Genomic DNA, 20,397 nt, shown 5'->3' with positions numbered 1-20,397 from the left:
CCCCGACGGGTCGGTGGCTCAGTACCAGCCGTGCGACTCGCTGTGGGCCCAGGCACCGCAGGGGCTGCCGTAGCGGTCCTCGATGTAGCCGAGACCCCAGCGGATCTGGGTGACGGGGTTGGTCGCCCAGTCGGCGCCGGCGGAGGCCATCTTGGAGCCGGGGAGCGACTGCGGGATGCCGTAGGCCGAGGACGACGGGTTGTCGGCGTAGACGTTCCAGCCGGACTCGCGCGTGTAGAGCGAGTCGAGGCAGCCGAACTGGTCGGAGGAGAAGCCGAACTCGGCGAGCAGCGCGCGAGCGATGTCGCGCGGGTCGGCGTCGGAGAGATCCTGGCTGCCCGCCTCGGCCGGCCCGGCGGCCTCGGCGGCGAGCGCGGCCTCCTTGAGCGGGTCGGTGGCCTGACGACGGTCGGCCGAGCGCGACAGGACGGGGGTGCGCGTGGCCGGCTCGACGGCGGCGGCCAGCGCGGCGACGTCGGCCGCGGTCTGCTCCGCGCTGTCGAGGGAGCCGTCGGCCGGGTCGGTGGTGGCTTCGTCCGCGGTGTCGACGGCGCCGACCGGGTTCGCCTGGTCGACCGCTGCGGCGGTGCTGCCCGGCGACCCGGCGAGGAGTCCGCCGGCGATCGTGACGCCGGTCGCGCCGACGGCCAGCGACGACAGGATCACCGTGGTGCCCACGATCTTGCGGGGCGCCTCCGCGACCGCACCGGCGACCGCGGTGGTGACGGCGGGGCGCGCGGGGGCGCCGCGGTGCTTCGGGACGTGCTTCACGTGCTTCGACAAGAGCTCAGACCCAGGGGATAGACGACAGTCGGTTGCCACTCGGGGCGGGGCGATCGGCTGGGTCCGGCACTGGACCACGAAAGATCTCGACCCACCATGCCGCCTGGGGTGGCTGTGCGCAAACCCGGCGGCGCGTCCGTGGACCGATCCCGGACTGCGGGCACCGGGGCGAGTGGTCCCGTGCGTCACACGGGTCCCACCCGCCCCGGCCCGGCCGGGGCCCGGCCTCAGTGCGTGACGTTCTCCAGCATCTCGGTCACCAGCGCCGCGATCGGCGAGCGCTCCGAGCGGGTCAGCGTGACGTGGGCGAAGAGCGGGTGGCCCTTGAGCTTCTCGATGACCGCGACGACGCCGTCGTGCCGCCCGACGCGCAGGTTGTCGCGCTGGGCGACGTCGTGGGTCAGCACGACCTTGGAGTTGGCGCCGATGCGGGACAGCACGGTGAGCAGCACGTTGCGCTCCAGCGACTGCGCCTCGTCGACGATCACGAACGAGTCGTGCAGCGAGCGGCCGCGGATGTGGGTCAGCGGCAGCACCTCGAGCATGCCGCGGGCCAGGACCTCCTCGACGACCTCCTTGGAGGCCATCGAGCCGAGGGTGTCGAAGACCGCCTGGCCCCAGGGCGACATCTTCTCGGTCTCCGAGCCGGGCAGGTAGCCGAGCTCCTGCCCGCCGACGGCGAACAGCGGCCGGAAGACGACGACCTTCTGGTGCTGGCCGCGCTCCAGGACGGCCTCCAGTCCGGCGCAGAGCGCCATCGCGGACTTGCCGGTGCCGGCGCGCCCCCCGAGGGAGACGATCCCGACCTCGGGGTCGAGCAGCAGCTCGAGCGCGACCCGCTGCTCGGCGCTGCGGCCGTGGATCCCGAACGCCTCGCGGTCGCCGCGCACCAGGTGGACCTGCTTGTCGGGACCGACCCGGCCCAGCGCCGTCCCGCGGTCGGAGAGCAGCACCAGGCCCTGGTGGCACGGCAGGTCGCGCGCCGCGGCGAGGTCGAGGACGCCGTCGTCGTAGAGCTCGTCGAGGGCCGCGGCCTCGACGTCGAGCTCGGTCATGCCGGAGTAGCCGGTGTCGGAGTCGGAGATCGCCTCGGCGCGGTACTCCTGGGCGTCCAGCCCGACCGCCGAGGCCTTGATCCGCATGGGGAGGTCCTTGGAGACCAGGGTCACGTCGCGACCCTCGCCGGCCAGGTTGCACGCGACGGCGAGGATGCGGGTGTCGTTGTCGCCCAGCCGGAACCCGGACGGCAGGGCCGTCGGGTCGGTGTGGTTGAGCTCGACGCGGAGCGTGCCGCCGTGCTCGCCCACGGGCACGGGCTCGTCGAGCCGGCCGTGGACGACCCGCAGGTCGTCGAGCGCGCGGAGGGCCGAGCGGGCGAAGAAGCCGAGCTCGGGGTGGTGCCGCTTCCCCTCCAGCTCGGTGATCACCACGACCGGCAGGACGACCTCGTGCTCGTCGAAGCGGCGGATGGCGCTGGGGTCGGCGAGCAGGACGCTCGTGTCGAGCACGTAGGTGCGGGTCTGCTCGTCGGTCGATGCGTCGGTGCGAGCTGCGGCAGTGGCCACGGTGATCCCCTGTATCCGGACCGCGCGCGCACTCCTCGCCCGGTCCCTAGCTCGAGCGGATGGACCGGAGAGATGCCCCAGCGCCGGAGTGCCGGCGTCCTCGCACGGCGGTGCGAGCACCGTCGCTGTGGTGGTCGTGATCGCTCACGCTGGGGCCTCCCGATGCAGCGGGCTTCCCCACCCGCTGTTGACGTCGACGCTACGACCGCCGCGGGGCGGTTCCGGGCCGACACGCCAGGACGCGGCGTGAACGGCGTGTTAAGTCCTCGGGAACCATCCGTCGAGACGCTCGCTGGGCTCGCTCCTCAGGAACCGCCCTTCGAGACGCTCGCTGCGCTCGCTCCTCAGGAACCGAAGCGGCGCTCGCGCTGGGCGTAGGCCCGGATGGCGCGCAGGAAGTCGACGCGGCGGAAGTCGGGCCAGTAGGCCTCGCAGAAGTAGAACTCCGACTTGGCGCTCTGCCACAGCAGGAACCCGCCGAGCCGCTGCTCCCCCGAGGTGCGGATGACGAGGTCGGGGTCGGGCTGGCCCTTGGTGTAGAGGTGGTCGGCGATGTGCTCGACGTCGATGATCTGGGCCAGCTCCTCCAGCGAGGTGCCCATCGCCGCGTGCTCGTGCAGCAGCGAGCGGACGGCGTCGGCGATCTCGCGACGCCCGCCGTAGCCGACGGCGACGTTGACGAGCATGCCGTCGACGTCGGCGGTCGCCTCGGCGGCGGCCTTGAGGCGGCGCGCGACGTCGTCGGGCAGCAGGTCGAGCGCGCCGACGGGGTGCAGCCGCCAGCGGCGCCGGGCGGCGAGGGAGTCGACGGCGTCGGCGATGATCGCGAGCAGCGGCTCGAGCTCGGCGGCCGGCCGGTTGAGGTTGTCGGTGCTCAGCAGCCACAGGGTGACGACCTCGATGCCGACCTCGTCGCACCAGCCGAGCAGCGGCTCGATGTTGGCGGCGCCGGCCTCGTGGCCCTGCGAGGTGTCGCGGCCGACCGCCCTGGCCCAGCGACGGTTGCCGTCAAGCATCACCCCGACGTGCTGGGGCAGGCTTCCGGGCAGGCGCCGCAGCACCCGGGCCTCGTAAGCCGGGTACAGCACGCGCCCGATCCCCCGCTTCCAGTCCGCCACGCCCTGATCGTAGGTCACCCCACGCCGGTCCGCTGGTCGTCCGGTCGGCACGGCGGTGTCACGATGTCCCCGGTCGACGCACCCACGACAGGAGACACGACGATGAACGCTGACTGGCACCCGGACCCGACCGGTCGACACGAGCTGCGCTACTGGGACGGCACCCAGTGGACCGAGCACGTGGTCGACAACGGCGTGCAGTCCACCGCCCCGCTCGACGCCGCGCCCTCCGGGCAGGCCAAGCCCGAGCAGGCCGGCCAGCCGGCCCAGCAGCACGGCGGCCAGCACGGGGGCCAGCACGGCGGGCAGCAGAGCGGCCAGCAGGGCGGGCAGCAGGGGGTGCCCGGGCAGGCGTTCAACGGGATCTCCGGCGACCTCATCGACGGCCGCTTCTCCGAGGTGGCCGGCTCCGGCCCGCAGCTGCAGAACAACAAGATGCTGCGGGTGCGGGTCACCGAGCCGTTCATGGCCCGGCAGGGCTCGATGGTCGCCTACCAGGGCAACGTCACCTTCGCCTTCCAGGGCGGTGGCGCCGGCCGCGTGATCAAGAAGGCGCTGACCGGCGAGGGCCTGCCGCTCATGCGGGTCGAGGGCCAGGGCGACGTCTTCATCGCCGACACCGCCAAGCACGTGCACCTGCTGCACCTCACCAACACCGGGATCTCGGCCAACGGCAAGAACGTGCTGGCCTTCTCGGCCTCGCTGCAGTGGAACATCGAGCGGGTCAAGGGCGCGAGCATGATGGCCGGCGGACTGTTCAACACCACCCTGCGCGGCACCGGGTGGGTCGCGATCGTCACCGACGGCGAGCCCGTGGTCCTCAACGCCGGCGAGGCGCCGACGTTCGCCGACACCGACGCGATCGTCGCCTGGTCGGCCCACCTCGACACCTCGCTGAAGTCGACGATGAGCGCCGGCGCCCTCATCGGCCGCGGCTCGGGCGAGGCCGTGCAGGTCTCGTTCCAGGGCCAGGGCTTCGTCATCGTGCAGCCCTCCGAGGGCCCGCAGGTCCCCGGCCAGTAGCCGGCGCCAGTCGTCGCCACCGGCGGCGCGTCGCGGGGCCACCGGCTCGTTCGGCCCCGCGACCGCCCCTGCGGGCCTAGGCTCGCCCCATGGCGGACGACGGCGCACCCACCGTCGGTGCCTCCCTCGTCCCGCTGGACGTCGTCGCGCGGGCCGCGCTGGGCGACCTCGTCGCCGCCCCCGGCGTGCACCGCGCGGGCCTGGCCCTGACCGAGGGCGGCGGCCGACGGCTGCGGTTCACCGCGTCCGACCGCACCGGCGTCGCCGTCGAGTGGTGCCACATCGACGCCTACGACGACCTGCCGCTGACCATGACGGTGCGCACCGGCGAGCGGGTCGCGGGCACCCTCGAGAGCCTCGCCCCGCTGTTCCCCGACTGGATCGCCCGCCAGGTCGACGGTCCGACCGCGGCCGTGGTGGCCGCGCCGATGGTGGTGCACGGCCAGGTGCTGGGCGGCGTCCTGCTGCAGCTCGAGAGCGTCGAGGACCTCCAGCCGGCGCGCCGCGACGCGCTCACCGCCGGCGTCACCGCCCTCGGCGAGCGGCTCAGGCGCGCCCAGCTCCGCTCCCCGCGCGAGGGCGCGGCGCTGAGCGAGGAGCCCGTGCCCGACGGCGTCCTGGTGGCCGACCTCGACGTCGAGGGCCACCCCCGCGCGGTCGGTGCGGCCCGCCGCTTCGTCCGCGGGCGGCTGGGCGAGTGGGGCGTCGACGACGACACGATCGACACCGTCGTGCTCTGCCTGTCCGAGATCGTCACCAACGCCGTCATCCACACCGGGACGGCGTCCGAGCTGCGGGTGACCCTCGAGGACGGCGTCCTCACCACGACGGTGCGCGACGCCGGCAACCACCACGGCCACCGGCCGACGAGCGGTCGCGACGAGGCCGGCGCGACCGTCCTCGAGGAGCCGCTGCGGGTGCACGGGCGCGGTCTCCAGCTCGTCGACGCCCTGGCCGCGCGGTGGGGCTCGGAGGTCGACGTCGTCGGCACGACCGTCTGGTTCCTCGCCGAGACGTGACGTCCGCCGACCCCGGCCGGGGCCGGTGACAGATCTCATCCGTCGCGACCGCCGCGCCCCTCGGCGCACCCGGCTACCCTTCGAGCATGAACCGGGCCCTCCACGACGCCAACGACGCGATGCGCGCCGGCCTGGAGTCCCTCGGCGACAAGGCCGCCGAGAAGTTCGCCGCCGTGAAGCCGCGGCTGCGCGGCTGGCTCCACCTGTGCCTGACGCCGCTGGCCCTGGCCGGCGGCATCGTGCTGGTCGTCCTCTCCCCCACCGCGACCACCCGCGTCGGGTCCGCGGTCTTCGCGCTCAGCGCCCTGCTGCTGTTCGGGGTGTCGGCGATCTACCACACCGGCACCTGGTCACCGCGGGTGTGGGCGTTCCTGCGGCGCTTCGACCACGCCAACATCTTCGTGCTCATCGCCGGCACCTACACGCCGTTGACCCTGATGCTGCTGGAGGGCACCCAACGGGTCGTGCTGCTCACGACCGTCTGGTCGTGCGCCGTCCTCGGGGTGCTGTTCCGGGTCTTCTGGACCGACGCGCCGCGCTGGCTCTACACCCCGCTCTACATCGGTCTCGGCTGGGCCGCGGTGTTCTTCATCCCCGGCTTCGTCGACGGCGCCAACGCCGTGCTGAGCACCGGCGTCGGGATCACGGTCCTGGTGCTGGTCGCGGCCGGCGGGCTGCTCTACACGATCGGCGCCGTCGTCTACGGCTTCAAGCGGCCCGACCCGTGGCCGGAGTGGTTCGGCTTCCACGAGATCTTCCACACCTTCACGATCCTGGCGTTCATCAGCCACTACGTCGGCGTCTCCATCGCGACGTACTCCCTGCGCTGAGCCGGGCCGTCGCGCGCGGGTCCCTCAGGTGCCGTGGGTCCTGACCAGGGCGTCGAGCACGAAGGCCCAGCCCGAGGCGTAGTCGGCGCGCGAGTCGGCGTCCATCCCCGGCCCGAGGTGGACGACGTCGACCCGGGTCCCGCCGCCGGCGGCGGTCAGGGTCACCTCGACGCGGTCGGTGACGCCCGGGACGCCGTCGTCGAGCCACTCCCACGTCTGCACCAGCCGGCGGGGGGCGTCGAGCTCGAGGTACTCCCCCGTGACGCCGACGCCAGCCTCGCGCGCCTCGATCCGGTAGCGACCGCCGACCCGGGCGTCGACGTCGTGGGTGGTGCCCGGCCAGTGGCTCCACCACCAGCCCGCGAGCCCCCCGGACGTCGTCCACGCGGCCCACACGGTCTCGGGCCGGGCGTCGACGGTGCGGTCCAGGTGCAGGACGTCCTCGCTCATGGCGGCAGTCTCTCGCGCTCCCCCAGGGTCCGGCTACCGTGCTGGCATGGCCACCATCGAGCTGACCGGAGACAACTTCGCCTCGCACGTGCAGGACGACGACGTCCTCTTCGTCGACTTCTGGGCCAGCTGGTGCGGCCCCTGCCAGCAGTTCGCCCCGACCTACGAGGCGGCCAGCGAGGCCCACGCCGACATCACCTTCGGCTCCATCAACACCGAGGAGCAGCAGGAGCTGGCGGCGGCCGCCGGCATCCGCTCGATCCCGACCCTCATGGTCTTCCGCGAGGGCATCCTGGTCTTCTCCCAGCCCGGCGCCCTCCCGCCGGCCGGCCTCGACCAGGTGATCGCCGGCGTCCGGGGCCTCGACATGGACGACGTGCGCCGACAGGTCGCCGAGGCCGCGGCGGCGGAGGGCACGGAGCCGGCCGGGCAGGCCTGATGCCACCCGGCGCGGCCGACCGGGACGCTACCGGCCGCGCCTGACCTTGCGGCCCAGCTTCGGCAGCGTCGTGCCGCGCCCGTGCAGCATCGTCATCAGCTGCACCAGCTGCTGCTCGTGCTTCTCGGTGCGAGTGAACGACGTCAGCGGCAGGGCGGCCTTGAAGCGCTGGCGGGCGATCGCCTTGGCGTAGGTGAACTCGCGCAGGCCGTCGGGACCGTGGATGCGGCCGAAGCCGGAGTCGCCCACGCCGCCGAACGGCAGCGACGGCACGGCGGCGAAGGTGATGACGCCGTTGACCGCGGTCATGCCGGAGCGGATCTGCTCGGCGATCTCCATGCCCCGGGCCTTGGAGAAGACCGTCGAGCCGAGCCCGTACGACGTCGCGTTGGTGCGCCGGATCGCCTCCTCGACCGTGCCGACCCGGGCCACGGTGACGGTGGGCCCGAAGGTCTCCTCGCACACGGCGCGCGAGTCCTCGGGCACGTCGACCAGGATCGTCGGCTGCACGTAGCGGTCGCCGACGGCGTCCGCGCCGCCGAGGAGGGCCCGGCCGCCGCGGTCGAGCGCGTCGGCGATGTGGGCGCGGATGACGTCGAGCTGCTTCGGCATCGTGATCGGCCCGAGGGGCGAGTCGAGGGAGTCGTCGGCCCGCAGCCCCTCGGCCTTCGCGACCAGCAGGCCGAGGAACTCGTCGTAGACCTTCTCGTGCACGTAGACGCGCTCGACGCCGGTGCAGGTCTGGCCGGCGTTGCTGCACGCGCCCCACAGGGTGGCGTCGGCGGCGGCGTCGAGGTCGGCGTCGTGGTCGACGATGACGGCGTCCTTGCCGCCGGCCTCGATGACGACGGGGGTGAGCGTCTCGGCGCAGGCCGCCATCACCCGCTTGCCGGTGGCGGTGGAGCCGGTGAAGGCGACCTTGTCGACGCCGGCGCGGCAGAGCGCGGCCCCGGTGTCGCCGAACCCGGTGACCACGGAGAGCACGGGGCGCCCGACGGCCTCGCGGAAGGTGCGGGCCAGCCACTCCCCGACACCGGGGGTGAGCTCGGAGGGCTTGAAGACGACCGCGTTGCCCGCGGCCAGGGCGTAGGCGATCGAGCCCATCGGCGTGAAGACCGGGTAGTTCCACGGGCCGATGACCCCGACGACGCCGAGCGGGCGGTACTCGACCGTCGCGGCCTGGTTGGCCATCAGCAGGCCGGAGGACACCTTGCGCCGGCCGAGGTGCTTGGCGGCGTGGGTGGCGGCCCAGCCGAGGTGGTCGATGCCGAGCGAGGCCTCCAGCAGCGCGTCACCGTGCGGCTTGCCGGTCTCCTGGTGCACGAGGTCGGCCAGCTGGGCCAGGCGGCGGGTGATGACGCCCTTCCAGGCCACCAGTCGCGCGGAGCGCTCCTCGAAGGTGAGCGCGCCCCACCACGCGGCCTCGTCGCGCGCGGCCAGGACGGCGGCCGCGACGTCCTCCTCGCCGTGCAGGGGGTGGCTGGCGACGACGTCGCCGGTGATCGGGCTGAGCGAGTCGAAGGTGCGGTGCGGGCCCGCCTCGTGGGTCGGCTGCCGGTCGTCGTGGATCGTCATCGTGCGCTCCTGATGAGGTCGGCCGCCTTCTCGGCGACCATGATGGTCGGGGCGTTGGTGTTGCCGCGGGGCACCGAGGGCATCACCGAGGCGTCGACGACGCGCAGGCCCGCGACGCCGCGCACCCGCAGGTGCTCGTCGACCACGGCGTCCTCACCGCTGCCCATCGCGCAGGTCGAGGTCGGGTGGAACGTGGTCTGCGTGTAGGTGCGGACGTGCTCGACGAGCTCCTCGTCGGACGGCGCCGCGTCGAGCCCGAACGGGCGGTCGACCAGCGCGGCCATCGGTCCCTGCTGGGTGATCTCCATGACCCGGCGGCAGCCGGCGAGCATGGCGTCGAGGTCGGTCTGGTCGTCGAAGTAGGCCGCGTCGATGGCCGGGTGCCAGCCCGGGTCGGCGGAGCGGAGCCGGACGCTGCCGCGGCTGGCAGTGCCGACGAGGGTGGCCAGCACCGTGACCATCCGGCTGGTCGGCTCGACCATGCCGTCGCCGAAGAGCCCGGTGGGCAGCACGTGGGCCTGCAGGTCGGGCGCGGGCAGGCCCTCGCGCGAGCGCCAGAACCCGCCGGTCTCGGCGATGTTGGAGGTCAGCGGTCCCTGCTTGCGCGTCTTCCACCGCAGGAAGTTCCCGAGCGTGTTCAGCTCGGCCAGGTCGGTGGTGTCGCGGGTGTGCCACACCATCGGCGTGTAGGGGTGGTCCTGCATCCCGCTGCCGACGCCGCCGAGCTCGACCTTGGCGGTGATGCCGAACTCGGCGAGGTGGGCGGCCGGCCCGATGCCCGAGAGCATGAGCAGCTGCGGGGAGTTGATCGCCCCGCCGCTCAGCAGCACCTCGCGGCGGGCCCGGGCGGAGTGCTCGCGCCCGCCCTGGCGGAACGTCACGCCCGAGGCGACCGGCGTCGACCCGTGCGCCGGCGTCGTGAGGTCGAGGCCGGTGGCGAACGCACCGGTGGCGATGGTCAGGTTGGGCCGCGCCAGGACCGGCTTCAGGTAGGCCTCGTAGGTCGACCAGCGACGCCCGCCGCGGCAGGTGACCTGGAAGGGGCCGGCGCCCTCCTGCTCGGCGCCGTTGAAGTCGTCGTTGCGCTTCAGCCCGGCCGCGACCGCGCTCTCGACCCACGTCGAGGAGAGCTCGTGGGTGTAGCGCCGGTCCTCGACGACGAGTGGCCCGTCGGTGCCGTGGAACGGCCCGCCGAGGCGGGTGTTGGCCTCGGCCCGCACGAAGTACGGCAGGACGTCGTCGTAGCCCCAGCCGGTCGCGCCGTGCTCGTCGCGCCAGGCGTCGTAGTCGACCCGGTTGCCGCGGATGTAGATCATCGCGTTGATCGAGGAGCAACCGCCCAGCGCCTTCATCCGCGGCCAGGCCGCCCGGCGGCCGTGCAGCTGCTTCTGCTCGGTGGTCTGGTAGTTCCAGTCCCACTTGGTCTTGGCGAGGGCGGCGAAGGCCGCCGGGATGGCCACCTCGTCGACGTCGGGGGTGCCACCGGCCTCGAGCAGGAGCACCGTGGTGGCGGGATCCTCGGTGAGGCGGTTCGCCAGGACGGCGCCGGCGCTGCCGGCACCGACGATGACGTAGTCGTACGTGTCGTAGGTCACGACGCGAACCTACTCCTCGGTAGGGCGCACGTCAGGAGGGTCGCGCAACTCCGTGCGCGTCCCGTCGTCGGCGCCCGCCGTCGCGTCGGCGCGGGTGCCCGGAGGTCCGTCCTAGCGGCCGGGGTCGGCGTCCGTGCCGGGGCGCGGGGTGGTGCCGCCGGAGCCCTCGCCGGACTCCTCGGCGGCCGCCTGCTCCCGCGCCTGTCGCGCGGCGGCGAGCCCGCGCAGCGGGACACCCTGGCGCGGCTTCTTGTCGGTCGGGTCGTAGAGCCCGGCCTCCTCGGCCCGGTCGACGTTCTTGAGCCGCTTGGTGAGGCTGAAGCCGAGGATGACGACCGCGGCGATGAGCAGGCCGAAGATCAGGAACGCCGTCCAGCCGGCGACGACGTCCTCGTCCTCGGGGACCGCCATCACGGCGACCTGGGCGAGCTGCGTCAGGGTGGCGGCCATGTCAGACCTTCTCGGTGTCGAGGGTGGGTACGGGGGCGGGGATGCCGGCGAACAGGTCGTCCTCGGGCAGCGTGCTCGGCACGTGGCTGGTCACGAGCTCGAAGTCCTCGGTGGGCCAGACCTCGACCTGCAGCTCGCGCGGGATCGCGAACCACATGCCGTCGGGGTCGATCTGCGTGGCGTGGGCGAGCAGCGCCTGGTCGCGGACGCCGAAGTACTCACCGCACGGGACCCGGGTGGTGATCCGGTTGTCCCACTCGGGCTCGCGCGTCCAGTCGCGCAGCCGCTCGGCGTAGGGCGACTCCAGGTCGTGGTCGAGCATCGCCTGGTGCAGCCGGTTCGTCTTCTCCCAGCTCCAGCCGTGGTGGTAGTAGAGCTTCAGCACCTGCCACGGCTCCCCGGCCTCGGGGTAGCGCTCGGGGTCGGCGGCGGCCTCGAAGGCCGCCACGCTCACCTCGTGGCAGCGGATGTGGTCGGGGTGCGGGTAGCCGCCGCGCTCGTCGTAGGTCGTCATCACGTGCGGGCGGAAGCTGCGGATCAGGCGGACCAGCCGCTCGGTGGACTCCTCCAGCGGCACCAGCGCGAAGCACCCGTCGGGCAGCGGCGGCTTCGGGTCGCCCTCGGGCCAGCCGGAGTCGACGAAGCCGAGCCAGTCCTGGCGCACCCCGAGGATGTCGCGGGCCCGCTCCATCTCCTGGCGCCGGATCTCGGTGATGTTGGCCAGCACGTCGGGCCGGTCCATCTTCGGGTTGAGGATCGAGCCGCGCTCGCCGCCGGTGCAGGTGACGACGTGGACGTCGACGCCCTGGTTGACGTACTTGGCCGTGGACGCCGCTCCCTTGCTCGACTCGTCGTCGGGGTGGGCGTGCACGTGCATCAGGCGGAACCCGGCGTACGTCGCCGGGTCACCGGGCTGGTGGGACGGGTGCTGGTCGGGCTGGTCCTGCGGGTCCTGCGGCATGGGACCAATCGTAGAGTGGTGGGGTGAGCGACACCGACCTGGCCGACCGCTACGGCACCCGCGCCACCTGGCGGCGTCCCGCGCTCCTGGCCGCGGTGGTGGTCGTGGTCCTCGCCGCGGCGGCCGTGCTGGGGTGGATCATCAAGGGCCAGGCGGACCCCGACGTCGCCTCGGGCCAGCTCACCTTCGACGTCGTCGACGACCGGACGGCGTCCGCGCGGTTCACCGTCGACAAGGACGACGACGTCGAGGCGACCTGCACGCTCAAGGCCTACGCCGAGGACCACAACCTTGTCGGCACGGTGTCGTTCGTGGTCCAGCCCGGCACCAGCGGCACGGTCGAGCGCGACGTCGCGACCGACCGCCGGGCGACGTCGGTCGAGCTGGTCGGGTGCACCGCCCCGGGGCAGAGCCGACCGCGCTGACCGCACGCCGACCGCGCTGGGGCGCCCCCGGGTGACCCCCAGTTGGTAGTGTCGATCATTCGGCCGTCCGCGCTGGGCCCCCTTCGTGGCCCGCGGCGGCCTTCTCGACGTACGAACCCACGCACCCCCGAGCAGCACAGGAGTACCCCCATGACCCAGTCGACCGAGCCCGGCACCACCTGGCTCACCCGCCGCGCCCACGACCAGCTCAAGGCCGAGCTGGAGAACCTCAAGGGGCCCGTGCGCGAGGAGATCGTGACGCGCATCAGCGAGGCGCGCGACGAGGGCGACCTCAAGGAGAACGGCGGCTACCACGCCGCCCGCGAGGAGCAGGGCAAGAACGAGGGCAACATCCGCCTGCTCGAGGAGCTCCTGCTCAAGGCCGTCTCCGACGACCCCGACGACGACGGCGTCGTCGGCGTCGGCAAGGTCATCACCTACAAGTTCGACGGCGACGACGACGACGAGGCCGAGCGCTTCCTCCTCGGCGCCCGCGAGAACGAGGACTACGTCGACGTCGACGTCTACTCCCCGCAGGCCCCCCTCGGCGAGGCGCTCCTCGGCGCGAGCAAGGGCGACAGCGTGGCCTTCGAGGCGCCCACCGGCAAGACGCTGCAGGTCGTCGTCCTCGACGTCGCGCCGTACACCGAGTGAGCGGCCCCCGGCCGGCCCCCCGCGGGGCCCGGCCGGGCCCGGGCTACTCCAGGACCCGGTAGCCCCGGGCGCGCAGGCGCCCGGTGACCAGCTCGGCGTGCGGCAGCCCGCGCGTCTCGAGCTGGAGGTGGACGTCGACCTCGTCGAGGTGCAGCGAGGGCGAGATCCGCTCGTGGGCGACCTCGAGCACGTTGGCCCCGGTCTCGCCCACCTCGGAGAGCAGCCGCGCCAGCCCACCCGGGACGTCGGGGATGTTGACGTGCAGGTTGAGGTAGCGACCGGCCGCGGCCATGCCGTGCTGGATCACCTTGCCCAGCAGGATCGGGTCGATGTTGCCGCCGGAGAGCACGGCCACGGCCGGCGTCCGGTACGCGCCGGGGTCGGCCAGCAGCGCGGCCACGGCCGCGGCACCGGCCGGCTCGACGACCATCTTGGCGCGCTCCATCAGCGCGAGCAGGGCGCGCGACATCTCCTCCTCGGTGACGGTGACGACGTCGTCGACGAAGTCCCGGACCGCGGCGAAGGTGAGCTCGCCCGGCATGCCGACCGCGATGCCGTCGGCCATCGTCTTCATCGAGGTGAGCGGGACCGGGGCGCCCTGCTGCAGCGAGCCCGGGTAGGCGGCGGCGCCCTTGGCCTGGACGCCGATGACCGAGACCTCGGGCCGCAGCGCCTTGACCGCGATCGCGATGCCCGCGAGCAGCCCGCCGCCGCCGGTGGGTACCACGACCGTCTCGACGTCGGGGACCTGCTCGAGGATCTCCAGGCCGACGGTGCCCTGGCCGGCCATCACGTCCTCGTGGTCGAAGGGGTGGATCAGCACGGCGCCGGTCTCGGTCGCGAAACGGCGGGCCGCGACGAGGGCGTCCTCCAGGTAGCGGCCCTCGAAGACCACCTCGGCGCCGTAGCCGCGGGTCGCCTTCTCCTTCGGGATCGGCGCCCCCTCGGGCATGAAGACGGTGGCCCGGATCCCGAGCTGCTGGGCGGCCAGGGCGACGCCCTGCGCGTGGTTGCCGGCCGACGCGGCGACGACGCCGCGGGCCCGCTCGTCGGGCGAGAGCCGCGAGATCCGCACGTAGGCGCCCCGTGCCTTGAACGACCCGGTGCGCTGGAGGTTCTCGCACTTCAGCGAGACCGGGCCGCCGACGAGCGCGGAGAGCCAGCGCGACTCCTCCATCGGCGTCTCGATCGCGACGCCACGCAGCACCTCGCGGGCCGCACGGACCTCCTCGATGCCGATGCCCTCGCCCGGAGCGCTCACGCCTGCTCCTCGACTCCGGACGTCGCCCGGGACTCCTCGTAGTCCTCGGCCAGCTCCTCCTCGGGGTCCGAGCCGGGCTCGGTGTAGGAGGCCAGGTGCTGCACGACGGCGTTGACCGCGGCGGCGAGCGGGACCGCGACGAGGGCGCCGGCGATGCCGGCCACCAGCACGCCGCCGGCGATCGCGAGGATGACGCCGAGCGGGTGCACCGACACCCACCGGCCCATCAGGAACGGCTGGAGGATGTGTCCCTCGATCTGCTGCACGCCGATGACGACGGCCAGCATGATGAGCGCGGTGATCGGGCCCTGGTCGACGAGCGCGACGAGCACGGCGACCGTGCCGGCGATGGTGGCACCGATCATCGGCACGAACGCACCGAGGAAGACCAGCACGCCGATGGCGAGCACGAAGGGCACGTCGAGCACGGCCGCGCCGATCATGATGCCGATCGCGTCGACCGCCGCGACGATGACCGTGGCCCGCACGAACTGGGTCAGCGAGATCCAGGCGACCCGGCCGGAGGCGTCGACCCGCTCGCGCGCCGCGCGCGGGGACAGCCGCACCAGCCACGACCAGATGCGGTCGCCGTCGGCGAGGAAGAAGTAGGTCGAGAACAAGATGATGAAGAAGCCGGCCAGGACGTGGCCGAGCGCGCTGCCGATCTCGGTGGCCTGCGCGAACCAGTCGTTGTCGCGGGTCCGCTCGGTGATCGTGTTCTGGGCCTGCTCGATGTAGGAGTTGATCTGGGTGTCGCTGGCGTGCAGCGGACCGTCCTTGAGCCAGTCCCGGATCTCGTCGAGCCCCTTGACGGTCGAGTCGGCGAGGTCGTTGGCGCCGCTGGCCACCTGCTGGCCGGCGAAGGTGAGCAGCATCGCGATGAAGCCGAGCAGCCCGACCACGACGACGATCGCCGCGAGCCCGCGCGGGACCCCGAGCCGGCGCAGCCCGGAGACGACGGGGCTGGACAGCGCGGCGATGAGCAGCGCGATGGCGAGGGGCAGCGTGACCACGGCGAAGAAAGCGGTGAGCCACAGGATGACGTAGCCCGCGGCGCAGATCACCAGGAAGCGCCAGCCCCACGCCGCGGCGAGGTCGAGGCCCCATGGCACCTGCGCCTGGCTGAAGTTGGAGGCTCCGCCCGCGACGGCCGGCGTGGAGGCGGCGTCGTGGCGACGCTCCTCCCGCATCTGCGCCCACTGGGCGGCGATCCGGGCGACCACCCGCTCCTCGCGCTCGCGCTCGCGCGCCTCCGCGCCGTGGTCGGCGCCGCGCTGCCAGCGCCGGCGGCGGCTGCTCTCCTCCTCGACCCGCTCGTGGTGGGCGAGGGCGTCGGCGGGCCGGTCGGCTGGCCGGTCGGCGGACCGGTCAGCTGGCTGGGCGGCGGGCTGGTCGGCGGGCGGACCGGTGGGGGGCTTCTCGAGGCCGCGCACCTCGGGATCGTCGGGGGTCACCGGGCCACCCTAGGCGCGCCGAGCAGGCCGCCGGCCAGCAGCCGCGCGGCCCCGGGGTGCTCGGCGGCGAGCAGGCCGACCGCGGCGAGCACGTGGTCGGCGTCCAGGACGACGCGCGCCCGCTCGGGCAGCTGCCACCCACCCTCGACGTCGGGGCCGGTGCTGCCGGCCAGGACCCGGTCGACGACGCCGGGACGGCCGTGCCGCAGCGCTCCCCCGGAGGCCACGACGAGGTCGACCTCGCGCAGGTCGGTGCCGGTGCGCTCGACGACGCGTCCCTCGGGGCCGACCACGACGCGCGAGCGGCCGGCGTGCCGGCGCAGGGCCAGCCCGGCGGCGGCCCGGGCGATCGCCTCGTCGTCGTCGCGGTCGGCGTCGCTCCCGGGCAGGTAGGCCGGGTCGGCGGCGCGGCGGGCGGCGGGCGCGGCCAGGGCGTCGTCGCCGGAGGCCTCGGCGGTGGTGACGGCCGACCAGCGCATCCCGAGGTCGCCCTCGACGGTGCGGGTGACGGCGGTCGGGGCGACGACGTCGCGCGCGAGGGCGCCGTCCTCGGGGTCGAGCTCGACCACCGAGTGCACGTCGGTGGTCGCGCCCCCGACGTCGACGACCACGACGTCGCCGGCGGTCGCGGCGAGCACCTCGACCCCGGTCAGGACGACGTCGGGCGTGGCGCCGCGGACCATCGCGACGAACTCGCCGCCGTCCCCGCGGGCGCTGAGCTCCTTGCCGCCGATGACGTGGGACAGGAACATCTCGCGGACCGCCGCCCGCGCGCCGTCCGGGTGCAGGACGCCGATCCGCGGGACGACGTTGGCCGCGACGACGTGCGGCACGTCGGCGAGCAGGGCCGAGACCTCCTCGACGGCGTCGGCGTTGCCGGCCACGACGACCGGGCCCCGCCAGCCGGAGCCGACCAGGGAGCGGGTCGCGGCGAGGATCACCTCGGCGTTGCCGCCGTCGGTGCCGCCGGTGAGCAGCACGACGTCGGGGTCGGCCAGCGCGTCGAGCCGCACGGGGCCGGCCGCCGCGGCCACGACGGCGACCACCTTGCCGCCGCTGGACAGCGCGACCCGGCGCCCGGCCTCGGCGGTGACGAGCTCCTCGTTGCCGACGACCGCGATCCGCAGCCCGCCCCCGGCGCTCGAGCAGGCCAGCACCGGCACCTCACCGCGGGCCACGGCGTCGGCGAGGCCGAGCGTCGCCAGGCAGGCGTCGAGCCCGTCGAGGACGTCGGTGTCGATCGTGGTGCGGTGCTCCGTGCGGCCGGCGACCGCGCCGGTGACGAGGTCGACGAGCGTCGCCTTGGTGTAGGTGGAGCCGAAGTCGACGCAGACGGCCTGCTCGCGCCCGGGGTCGCTCGGCACTACCTCTGACCGAGAGCCCGGTCGAGGTCGGCCAGCAGGTCGTCGGCGGTCTCGATGCCGACCGAGAGCCGCACCAGGTCGTCGGGCACCTCGAGCTCGGTGCCGGCGACGCTCGCGTGGGTCATCCGCCCGGGGTGCTCGATGAGCGACTCGACGCCGCCCAGCGACTCGCCCAGGGTGAAGACGCTCGTCCGCTCGCACACGGCGAGCGCCTGCTCGACACCGCCGGCGACGCGGAAGGAGACCATGCCGCCGAACCGCTTCATCTGGCGGCTGGCGACGGCGTGGCCGGGGTGCTCGGGCAGGCCCGGGTAGATCACCTGCGTCACCGCCGGGTGGCCGGTGAGGAAGTCGACGACCCGCTCGGCGTTGTCGCAGTGCCGGTCCATGCGGACGCCGAGCGTCTTCAGGCCGCGGTGGGTCAGGAAGCAGTCGAACGGGCCGGGGACGGCGCCGATCGAGTTCTGGTGGAAGGCGATCCGCTCGGCAAGCTCGTGGTCGCGCACGACCAGGGCGCCGCCGACGACGTCGGAGTGGCCGCCGACGTACTTGGTCGTGGAGTGGACGACGACGTCGGCGCCCAGCGTCAGCGGCTGCTGGAGGTAGGGCGAGGCGAAGGTGTTGTCGACGACGAGCAGCGCGCCGGCCTCGTGGGCGACGGCGGCCAGCGCCTCGATGTCGCCGACGTTGAGCAGCGGGTTCGTGGGCGTCTCGAGCCAGACCAGCTTGGTGCGGCCGGGCTGGATCGCCGCGCGCACGGCGTCCACGTCGGAGACGGCGGCCGGGGTGTGCTCGACGCCCCAGGCCTGCTCGACCTTGTCGAAGAGGCGGTAGGTGCCGCCGTAGGCGTCGTCGGGCAGGACGACGTGGTCGCCGGGCCTGCAGGTCGAGCGCACCAGCGTGTCCTCGCCGGCGAGGCCGGAGGCGAACACGAAGCCGCGCTCCCCCTCCTCGACCGAGGCGAGCGCACCCTCGAGCGCGGTGCGGGTCGGGTTGGCCGAGCGGCTGTACTCGTAGCCGCCACGGAGCCCGCCGACGCCGTCCTGCTTGTAGGTCGAGGTGGCGTAGATCGGCGGGATCACCGCGCCGGTGGTCGGGTCGGGCTCGTATCCGGCGTGGATCGCACGCGTCTCGAACCCGGCCTTGGAGATCTCGTTCTGGGTCACCTGGACGAGGCTACCCAGCCCCGGGCGACGGTGTCCTGCTCGGTCGGGGACCACCCCGCGGGGACTTGCCCGACCTGGGATGATGGAGGCATGTTCTCCCGCGCCAAGACCACCCTCGTCGACGCCGAGCACGCCCTGCCCGGGCGCGACTCCGACCCCTTCCAGCGCAGCGACCAGCACGTCGTGCTGGGCACGCCCGTGGTCACCGACGAGGTGCCCGACGGGCTCGAGGTCGCGATCTTCGGCCTCGGGTGCTTCTGGGGCGCCGAGGAGATCTACTGGCAGAAGAAGGGCGTCTGGTCAACCTCGGTCGGCTACGCCGGCGGCCACACCGGCCACCCCTCCTACGAGGAGGTCTGCAGCGGCCGCACCGGGCACACCGAGGCCGTGCGGATCGTCTTCGACCCCGCCGTCGTCTCCTTCGCCGACCTGGTGAAGGCGTTCTTCGAGGTCCACGACCCCACGCAGGGCATGCGCCAGGGCAACGACGTCGGCACCCAGTACCGCTCGGCGATCTACTACACCTCCCCCGAGCAGGAGCAGGTCGCCCGCGACCTCACCAAGGTCTACGGCGACGAGCTCGCCCGGCGCCGCCTCGGCGACATCACCACCGAGATCCGCCCGGCCGCCGAGACGCCGTACTACTACGCCGAGGAAGCCCACCAGCAGTACCTGGCCAAGAACCCCTTCGGCTACCGGTGCCACGCCAACACCGGCGTGCGGTTCCCCGGCTGACCCTGCCGCGCCGGAGAAGCACGTACAGCTCGGCCTCGCCGCTCCCGCCGACCCCGCGTTCCCGCAGGTCAGCGCGGTGTGGCTGACGCGTGCGCGCCGTCGTGTACGTGCTTCTCCGCCCCGACCCGGCGACGACCGGACGACGGTGGGGTGAGACGCCCGGTTGGTGGGGTGCGCGAGGATGGGGACATGGCCGATCTCCCTCGCAAGGCCGTCCGCCGCACCGCCCGGCTGGCCGCGCTGCCACTGGGCTACGCCGGTCGCAAGACGGTCGGACTCGGACGCCGGATGGGCGGCGCCCCGGCCGACGCGGTGATGACCGAGATCCAGCAGCGCACCGCCGAGCAGCTCTTCCGCACCCTCGGCGAGCTCAAGGGCGGGGCGATGAAGTTCGGGCAGGCGCTGTCGGTCTTCGAGGCCGCGCTGCCCGAGGAGGTCGCCGGCCCCTACCGCGAGCAGCTCACCAAGCTGCAGGACTCCGCGCCGCCGATGCCGACCCAGACCGTGCGCGAGATCCTCGCCGCCGAGCTGGGCGCCGACTGGAAGCAGCGCCTGGTCTGGCTCGACGGGGGCCCGACGGCGTCCGCCTCGATCGGGCAGGTGCACCGCGGCCGCTGGCACGACGGCCGCGACGTCGCGGTCAAGGTCCAGTACCCCGGCGCCGGTGACGCGCTCCGCTCCGACCTGCGCCAGCTCGCCCGGCTCGGCCGCACGATCGGCCCGCTCTTCCCCGGCATCGACGTGAAGCCGCTGATCGACGAGATGCAGGCCCGCGCCGAGGACGAGCTCGACTACGCCCTCGAGGCCGACGCGCAGCGCGCCTTCGCCGCGGCCTACGCCAACGACCCCGAGATCGTCGTCCCGCCGGTCGTCGAGGTCGGCCCGACCGTGCTGATCACCGAGTGGCTCGACTCCACCTCGTCGCTGGCCAGGGTGATCGCCGAGGGCACCCCGGAGGAGCGCGACCACTACGGCGAGCTCTTCGTGCGCTTCCTCTTCTCCGGCCCCACCCGCACCGGCATGCTGCACGCCGACCCGCACCCCGGGAACTTCCGCATCATGCCGGCCGAGGACGGCGGCCTCGGCCGGCTCGGCGTCCTCGACTACGGAGCGGTGGCGCGGCTGCCCGACGAGCAGCTCCCCGAGTCGATCGGCATCCTGATGCGGCTGTGCGCCACCGGTGACGCCGACCGGGTGCTCGAGGGGCTGCGCGCGGAGGGCTTCGTGCGCGAGAAGATCAAGCTCGACGCCCAGCTGCTGATGGACTACCTGGCGCCGTTCGTCGAGCCGACCCTGGTCGAGCGGTTCCGGTTCAGCCGGGAGTGGATGCGCGCGCAGTTCCAGCGCATCAACAACCCCCGCGAACCCGCCTACACGATCGCCATCAAGCTCAACCTGCCGCCGTCGTACCTGCTGATCCACCGCACCTGGGTCGGCGGCATCGGCGTGCTGAGCCAGCTCGACGCCGAGGCGCCGTTCCGCGACATCCTCGACGAGTTCCTCCCGGGGTTCTCCGAGCCGGACGCCTGA

20 protein-coding genes are annotated in these 20,397 nt (G+C 73.6%); 8 read left to right on the top strand and 12 right to left on the bottom strand.

Translation table 11 applies throughout. The features are described 5' to 3' along the window. Positions 1-18: 18 nt before the first annotated feature. The 3 genes from FE634_RS05755 to FE634_RS05745 form a co-directional block, all read right to left on the bottom strand. Positions 19-771 (bottom strand): aggregation-promoting factor C-terminal-like domain-containing protein, encoded by a 753-nt coding sequence (locus FE634_RS05755; protein ID WP_262347596.1) that lies wholly within the window; start codon positions 769-771, stop codon positions 19-21. 239 nt (positions 772-1,010) lie between these two features. Then, positions 1,011-2,348, bottom strand: a complete 1,338-nt coding sequence (locus FE634_RS05750) for a PhoH family protein (RefSeq protein WP_262347595.1) — start codon at positions 2,346-2,348, stop codon at positions 1,011-1,013. Between the two features lie 344 nt (positions 2,349-2,692). Next, complete coding sequence (locus FE634_RS05745) at positions 2,693-3,466, bottom strand: isoprenyl transferase (protein ID WP_138875333.1); 774 nt, start codon at positions 3,464-3,466, stop codon at positions 2,693-2,695. Between the two features lie 102 nt (positions 3,467-3,568). On the opposite strand from FE634_RS05745, the gene FE634_RS05740 reads away from it, so the two are divergent. From FE634_RS05740 to trhA, 3 genes are all read left to right on the top strand, one after another. After that, positions 3,569-4,489: an AIM24 family protein gene (locus FE634_RS05740; RefSeq protein ID WP_138875332.1), complete on the top strand. Its 921-nt coding sequence runs from the start codon at positions 3,569-3,571 to the stop codon at positions 4,487-4,489. An 89-nt stretch (positions 4,490-4,578) separates the two neighbouring features. Next, on the top strand, positions 4,579-5,508 hold the full coding sequence (locus tag FE634_RS05735) for an ATP-binding protein (RefSeq protein WP_148240413.1): 930 nt from the start codon (positions 4,579-4,581) through the stop codon (positions 5,506-5,508). Positions 5,509-5,594: 86 nt separating this feature from the next. Beyond that, entirely contained in the window at positions 5,595-6,338 is a 744-nt protein-coding gene (gene trhA / locus FE634_RS05730) for a PAQR family membrane homeostasis protein TrhA (RefSeq protein ID WP_137294152.1), read from the top strand. 24 nt (positions 6,339-6,362) lie between these two features. Here trhA and FE634_RS05725 read toward each other — a convergent pair whose 3' ends face one another. After that, positions 6,363-6,788 carry an SRPBCC family protein gene (locus tag FE634_RS05725; protein ID WP_138875330.1) on the bottom strand — a complete coding sequence of 142 codons (426 nt, stop codon included), beginning with the start codon at positions 6,786-6,788 and terminating at the stop codon, positions 6,363-6,365. A gap of 46 nt (positions 6,789-6,834) precedes the next feature. On the opposite strand from FE634_RS05725, the gene FE634_RS05720 reads away from it, so the two are divergent. Then, on the top strand, positions 6,835-7,227 hold the full coding sequence (locus tag FE634_RS05720) for a thioredoxin family protein (protein ID WP_137294154.1): 393 nt from the start codon (positions 6,835-6,837) through the stop codon (positions 7,225-7,227). 27 nt (positions 7,228-7,254) lie between these two features. On the opposite strand, the gene FE634_RS05715 is transcribed toward FE634_RS05720, so the two are convergent. The 4 genes from FE634_RS05715 to mca all read right to left on the bottom strand — a co-directional run bounded on the left by FE634_RS05715 (position 7,255) and on the right by mca (position 11,724). After that, complete coding sequence (locus FE634_RS05715; RefSeq protein WP_148240412.1) at positions 7,255-8,802, bottom strand: aldehyde dehydrogenase family protein; 1,548 nt, start codon at positions 8,800-8,802, stop codon at positions 7,255-7,257. Then, positions 8,799-10,397: a GMC family oxidoreductase gene (locus tag FE634_RS05710; RefSeq protein WP_148240411.1), complete on the bottom strand. Its 1,599-nt coding sequence runs from the start codon at positions 10,395-10,397 to the stop codon at positions 8,799-8,801. The genes FE634_RS05715 and FE634_RS05710 overlap by 4 nt, the downstream gene beginning before the upstream one ends. Positions 10,398-10,508: 111 nt before the next feature. Then, on the bottom strand, positions 10,509-10,847 hold the full coding sequence (locus FE634_RS05705) for a hypothetical protein (protein WP_138875328.1): 339 nt from the start codon (positions 10,845-10,847) through the stop codon (positions 10,509-10,511). 1 nt (position 10,848) lies between these two features. Next, positions 10,849-11,724, bottom strand: a complete 876-nt coding sequence (gene mca, locus FE634_RS05700) for a mycothiol conjugate amidase Mca (protein ID WP_246060739.1) — start codon at positions 11,722-11,724, stop codon at positions 10,849-10,851. 107 nt (positions 11,725-11,831) lie between these two features. Between mca and FE634_RS05695 the strand changes: the two genes are divergently transcribed. Next, positions 11,832-12,233 carry a DUF4307 domain-containing protein gene (locus FE634_RS05695; RefSeq protein ID WP_138875327.1) on the top strand — a complete coding sequence of 134 codons (402 nt, stop codon included), beginning with the start codon at positions 11,832-11,834 and terminating at the stop codon, positions 12,231-12,233. Between the two features lie 150 nt (positions 12,234-12,383). Further along, positions 12,384-12,887 carry a transcription elongation factor GreA gene (gene greA, locus FE634_RS05690; RefSeq protein WP_137294160.1) on the top strand — a complete coding sequence of 168 codons (504 nt, stop codon included), beginning with the start codon at positions 12,384-12,386 and terminating at the stop codon, positions 12,885-12,887. 43 nt (positions 12,888-12,930) lie between these two features. Here greA and ilvA read toward each other — a convergent pair whose 3' ends face one another. The 4 genes from ilvA to FE634_RS05675 are packed head-to-tail and all read right to left on the bottom strand — an operon-like array spanning position 12,931 to position 18,132. Continuing rightward, positions 12,931-14,148, bottom strand: coding sequence for a threonine ammonia-lyase (gene ilvA, locus FE634_RS21305; RefSeq protein WP_137294161.1), 1,218 nt, complete (start codon positions 14,146-14,148; stop codon positions 12,931-12,933). Next, positions 14,145-15,602 (bottom strand): AI-2E family transporter, encoded by a 1,458-nt coding sequence (locus FE634_RS21300; protein WP_262347594.1) that lies wholly within the window; start codon positions 15,600-15,602, stop codon positions 14,145-14,147. The genes ilvA and FE634_RS21300 overlap by 4 nt, the downstream gene beginning before the upstream one ends. Continuing rightward, the gene (locus FE634_RS05680; RefSeq protein WP_138875326.1) at positions 15,599-16,966 is read right to left on the bottom strand and encodes a glutamate mutase L; all 1,368 of its coding nucleotides are present in this window, start codon (positions 16,964-16,966) and stop codon (positions 15,599-15,601) included. Before FE634_RS05680 ends, FE634_RS21300 begins: the two co-directional genes overlap by 4 nt. Continuing rightward, entirely contained in the window at positions 16,966-18,132 is a 1,167-nt protein-coding gene (locus tag FE634_RS05675) for a cystathionine gamma-synthase (protein ID WP_212721732.1), read from the bottom strand. Before FE634_RS05675 ends, FE634_RS05680 begins: the two co-directional genes overlap by 1 nt. A 90-nt stretch (positions 18,133-18,222) precedes the next feature. Here FE634_RS05675 and msrA point away from each other — a divergent pair, with 90 nt between their 5' ends. Together msrA and FE634_RS05665 are read left to right on the top strand one after the other, a co-directional pair. After that, positions 18,223-18,867 carry a peptide-methionine (S)-S-oxide reductase MsrA gene (gene msrA, locus FE634_RS05670; protein ID WP_137294163.1) on the top strand — a complete coding sequence of 215 codons (645 nt, stop codon included), beginning with the start codon at positions 18,223-18,225 and terminating at the stop codon, positions 18,865-18,867. Between the two features lie 189 nt (positions 18,868-19,056). Further along, positions 19,057-20,397: an ABC1 kinase family protein gene (locus FE634_RS05665; protein ID WP_148240410.1), complete on the top strand. Its 1,341-nt coding sequence runs from the start codon at positions 19,057-19,059 to the stop codon at positions 20,395-20,397.

It is taken from the genome of Nocardioides sp. S-1144 (assembly GCF_005954645.2).
In the GTDB taxonomy this organism is placed as follows: Bacteria; Actinomycetota; Actinomycetes; order Propionibacteriales; family Nocardioidaceae; genus Nocardioides; species Nocardioides dongxiaopingii.
Note: the sequence above shows the minus strand (reverse complement) of the source record. Positions and strands in the feature narration are given on the sequence as shown.

Bases quoted from the DNA above. Each gene is read 5' to 3' on its own strand.
- FE634_RS05740 (WP_138875332.1), top strand. From the start codon at position 3,569: ATGAACGCTGACTGGCACCCGGACCCGACCGGTCGACACGAGCTGCGC.
- FE634_RS05735 (WP_148240413.1), top strand. From the start codon at position 4,579: ATGGCGGACGACGGCGCACCCACCGTCGGTGCCTCCCTCGTCCCGCTG.
- trhA (WP_137294152.1), top strand. From the start codon at position 5,595: ATGAACCGGGCCCTCCACGACGCCAACGACGCGATGCGCGCCGGCCTG.
- FE634_RS05725 (WP_138875330.1), bottom strand. From the start codon at position 6,788: ATGAGCGAGGACGTCCTGCACCTGGACCGCACCGTCGACGCCCGGCCC.
- FE634_RS05720 (WP_137294154.1), top strand. From the start codon at position 6,835: ATGGCCACCATCGAGCTGACCGGAGACAACTTCGCCTCGCACGTGCAG.
- FE634_RS05715 (WP_148240412.1), bottom strand. From the start codon at position 8,802: ATGACGATCCACGACGACCGGCAGCCGACCCACGAGGCGGGCCCGCAC.
- FE634_RS05705 (WP_138875328.1), bottom strand. From the start codon at position 10,847: ATGGCCGCCACCCTGACGCAGCTCGCCCAGGTCGCCGTGATGGCGGTC.
- mca (WP_246060739.1), bottom strand. From the start codon at position 11,724: ATGCACGTGCACGCCCACCCCGACGACGAGTCGAGCAAGGGAGCGGCG.
- greA (WP_137294160.1), top strand. From the start codon at position 12,384: ATGACCCAGTCGACCGAGCCCGGCACCACCTGGCTCACCCGCCGCGCC.
- msrA (WP_137294163.1), top strand. From the start codon at position 18,223: ATGTTCTCCCGCGCCAAGACCACCCTCGTCGACGCCGAGCACGCCCTG.
- FE634_RS05665 (WP_148240410.1), top strand. From the start codon at position 19,057: ATGGCCGATCTCCCTCGCAAGGCCGTCCGCCGCACCGCCCGGCTGGCC.